The organism is Clostridium sp. RTP31139st1_H3_RTP31139_211217 (assembly GCF_040227035.1).
GTDB classification, from domain to species: Bacteria; Bacillota; Clostridia; order Clostridiales; family Clostridiaceae; genus Clostridium; species Clostridium saudiense.
Map to the genome: position 1 here is coordinate 1 of NZ_JBCOAB010000093.1, position 4045 is coordinate 4045.

General features: G+C 27.0%; 3 protein-coding genes and 2 pseudogenes. 4 read left to right on the forward strand and 1 reads right to left on the reverse strand.

Annotated features, from left to right (window positions below; translation table 11 throughout):
• Positions 1-159, reverse strand: a pseudogene (locus tag ABUA17_RS18455) (transposase); the annotation flags it as partial.
• A gap of 77 nt (positions 160-236) precedes the next feature.
• On the opposite strand from ABUA17_RS18455, the pseudogene ABUA17_RS18460 reads away from it, so the two are divergent.
• The 4 genes and pseudogenes from ABUA17_RS18460 to ABUA17_RS18475 all read left to right on the forward strand — a co-directional run bounded on the left by ABUA17_RS18460 (position 237) and on the right by ABUA17_RS18475 (position 3953).
• Positions 237-1385, forward strand: a pseudogene (locus tag ABUA17_RS18460) (IS3 family transposase).
• 174 nt (positions 1386-1559) lie between these two features.
• On the forward strand, positions 1560-1949 hold the full coding sequence (locus ABUA17_RS18465; RefSeq protein ID WP_055278002.1) for a hypothetical protein: 390 nt from the start codon (positions 1560-1562) through the stop codon (positions 1947-1949).
• Positions 1950-2173: 224 nt separating this feature from the next.
• Positions 2174-2821: a manganese efflux pump MntP gene (locus ABUA17_RS18470; protein WP_042395426.1), complete on the forward strand. Its 648-nt coding sequence runs from the start codon at positions 2174-2176 to the stop codon at positions 2819-2821.
• A 130-nt stretch (positions 2822-2951) separates the two neighbouring features.
• Positions 2952-3953: a C39 family peptidase gene (locus tag ABUA17_RS18475; RefSeq protein ID WP_055291422.1), complete on the forward strand. Its 1002-nt coding sequence runs from the start codon at positions 2952-2954 to the stop codon at positions 3951-3953.
• Positions 3954-4045: the final 92 nt, after the last annotated feature.

Genomic DNA, 4045 nt, shown 5'->3' on the forward strand with positions numbered 1-4045 from the left:
TGTATAGATCATTTTTCTTATTCTAGGTGAGAAATCAAAGAAAGTAGATAAGTTATTCCAGTTGTTATACCATGAATTTATAACCATTCCATAACTATTTCCCAAAGTTTCCTTTAGTTTGTCTAGCTGCGCTAACGCAAGTTCTTCAGTAGGAGCTTTGGTGTTAGTATAAAGTAGTGGACACATTAAGATGAACTTAGTAAAATAATATTTACTTAGGAAAGGATGTGTCCATTATGGGAAAGGGCAGAAGATACGATCAAGAATATAAGGATATGATAGTAGAATTATTTAAATCAGGAATGAGCTTAGCAGAGCTAAGTAGCGAATATGGCATTGCAAAATCAACAATTAGCGGGCTGGATTAAAGATGTAAAAGAAATTAAAGTAGATGAAAATGAAGTTATGATATTAAAGGAAGTAAAAGCTTTAAGAAAAGAAATGGCAAGAATTAAAGAGGAAAATGAAATATTAAAAAAAGCTATGGCCATATTTGCAACGAAAAATTAGATGAAGTAATAGAATTTATAAATAATAATAAAAGTAAACATGATATTAAGACTATGTGTATCGTTCTAGGCGTAGCCAGAAGCACATATTATAAATCTTTTGATAAAACTAAATCTGTAAGAGAACTAGAAAATGAGGAATTAAAATCAGCTATTAAAAGGATATATAAAGAGAATAAAGGCATATATGGTGCTCCTAGAATTCATTATATACTTGGTATAGAAGGCTTCAATGTATCATTGAAGCGAGTTCAAAGACTAATGGTTAAACTTGAACTTTGTGCAGTAACTGTAAAAAAATACAAACCTCATTCAAGTAAAAAAGTAGAAGAAGATTTAGAGAACGTTTAAAAAAGAAACTTTACAACTACTTCTATTAATGAAAAATGGGTAGGAGATATTACATATATTCATACTAGCAAGGATGGTTGGTGCTATTTAGCTTCAGTTCTTGACTTACATTCAAAAAAAATAATTGGCTACGCTTTCGGTAAAAGAATGACTAATGATTTAGTTGTTAAAGCTTTGAAAAATGCCTATTACAGCCAAAATCCTGATAAAAATAAGCATATAATATTTCATACAGACTTAGGATCTCAATATACTAGTAATGATTTAAAAGAGCTATGTAAAGAATTTAATATTATACAATCATTTAGTAAAAAAGGTTGTCTTTATGACAATGCTTGTATAGAATCTTTCCATTCTTCAATAAAGAAGGAAGAAATCTATAGAAATACATATTGCACCTTCGAAGAAGCTAATATAGCTATATTTAAATATATTGAAGGTTGGTATAACAGAAAAAGGATACACTCTTCTATTAATTACATGACACCAGAACAATGTGAATTATTAGCTAGAAGTGCATCATAAAAAGTTTGACTTTTTGTGTCCAAAATATTGACATAAGACCAATTTAAAGAACCGCCGTATACCGGACGGAAAATAAAATAATTATTTTTCTTCTACTCGATTGTAACAAATATTTAAAAATGGATTATATTACTATATAATTAAAATAGATATATATATTTAGGGGTGATTTTAATGTTTAAATTAAATTTAAATAGTGAAGATATCTTAATGAAGATTACTGTTGCAAAGTTTATCAATAATAAGGATGTCATTACAAATTTTCTAGGAAATTTACTAACTAGAGCTGGTGGAGATATTGCAGATAAAGTAAACATAATCTTAACTAATGATACACTTTACTTAGAATATATAGGACATGCAGCGATTGGATACGCTGAAGAAGTAAGAGATTTAGAGAAAATAGCATTAAAAGACCTAAAAGGATTTTCGGTAATATCAAATGAGAATGAAGAATTAATAAAAATAAAAACATTAAAGAAAGAGCTTATATTTATAAGAAATAATTCACACAATGATAATTTAGCATTAGCTATGTCTAAAGTAATAAAAGATTTTCAATAAAAATTAGAGTAATATCATTATCAATTGACAATAAAGAATAAAGATGTTATTATTTATTAGTCCTGATGAGGGAGTAGTTAGCATGAAAATGTGGTTAGGTCAACATAATGGCTGTTAAAAGCCTGGCTTAATCTTAAATAACGAGACTCATGGATGCTTTTTTTGAGCATCCATGAATCTCGTTATTTTTTTTGTAAATAATAATAAAAAGAAGGAGAAGAGATATGAACATTATTACAATTATACTTACTGGTTTTGCATTAGCAATGGATGCCTTTGCAGTATCAGTAACAAAGGGAATGACACTTAAAAATTTAACTAAAAAAATGGCTATAAAAATAGCATTGTTTTTTGGGGTATTCCAAGCAGCTATGCCTTTAATAGGATGGCTTTTAGGAATAAGCTTTCAAGGCTATATACAAGCAATAGATCATTGGATTGCTTTAATTTTACTTTCTATTTTAGGTGGAAAAATGATTTATGAATTTTATGAAAATAGAAAAGAAGCAAAAGAAGGGAAAAATGAAGCTGTTAATGAAGCTAGTACAACTTTAGAAGATGAAGGAATAAGAAGCGAAGAGTTATCAAATAAAGAATTAACAACATTAGCAATAGCAACAAGTATAGATGCTTTAGCTGTAGGGATAAGCTTTGCATTTTTAAATGTTAATATAGTTTCATCATCAACTATAATAGGCATTATAACATTTATTGTCTGTTTTATTGGTGTAATTGCAGGTAAAAAAATAGGCGGGTTATTTAAAGATTATGCAGAACTTGTAGGTGGTATCATTTTAATTCTTATAGGAATAAATATATTTAATGAACATACAGGAATTTTAACACATTTATTACAAAGCATTTTTAAATAAAAGTATATAAAAATTAAGTAAGAATAATAAATAAAATACGCACTAAAAATATAAAATATTAATTTATTATCAATTTTTTATTAATCAAATATAATGATATTTGAATACTATTTAATATGGGAGAGAATAGGTGAGTAATAAATATTTAAATTCAATGATATTTATTAACAAGAAAAAATTAAAGGTAATAAAAGAAGAAAATAATGAGATATATTTATCTAAAGTTATTAAAATTGATGATTTTAAGAAGATTATAGTTTCATGGAATGCAGTAACCCCATTAAATTCTTATATTGTTGTTCAAGCAAGAGTTTTTGTTCAGAATAAGAAAGATAAAAAGAAAAAATGGTCAGAATGGATGTCTTGGGGAAAATGGGGTACAAATATAAAAAGAGGTTCAGAAAGTAGTAAGTGTGATGAAGTAAGAATTGATGTTGATACTTTAAGCATAAATGAAGGATATAGCGGTAAAGCCATTGAACTAAAAATAATTAGTTATTATGATAATAAAGGCTTTGCAGCAGATATTAGGGAAGTAGCAATTACTTATTATAAAGAAAATAATAATGATTTAAAAAATAAAAAATATGAATTAATAAATAAATTGATAGAAACTCCGTGTATTTCACAAATGAAAAGAAATGAAAAAATAGCACATAAAATTTGTAGTCCAACAAGTTTAACTATGTTGTTAAATAGATTAGGAGAAAATTTAAAAGTTGAAGATGTGGCATATAGTTGTTTTGATTACAATTACAATGAATTTGGGAATTGGACTTATAATGTAGCTTATGCAGGAAGCCTTGGATATAAAGCATATGTTGAATATGGAGGAATAGATTCACTTATAAGGGAAATTAGCAATGGAAATCCAATTGAAGTTAGTGTAAAGTATACAAATGATATTAATAATAAGGAATATCCATATATTGAAAATGCACCGTTAACTACAAGTGGACACTTAATTGTTGTTTGTGGAATTGAAGTTAGTAATAATGGAAAATGGGTTATAGTAAATGATCCAGCAGGGAAAGATGATGAAAGTGTAAGATTGAAGTATAAATTCGAAGATTTTATGAAAGCGTGGCAAAGATCAAATTATATAATGTATGTTATTTATAAGCAAGATTAAGATTTTATTTTTAAGAAGGAGCTGTCGCAATAGCGGGTAAAAAAATCCGCTAGCGATAGCTCTTTTTCTATATTTTCAAAAAAATAATTGTA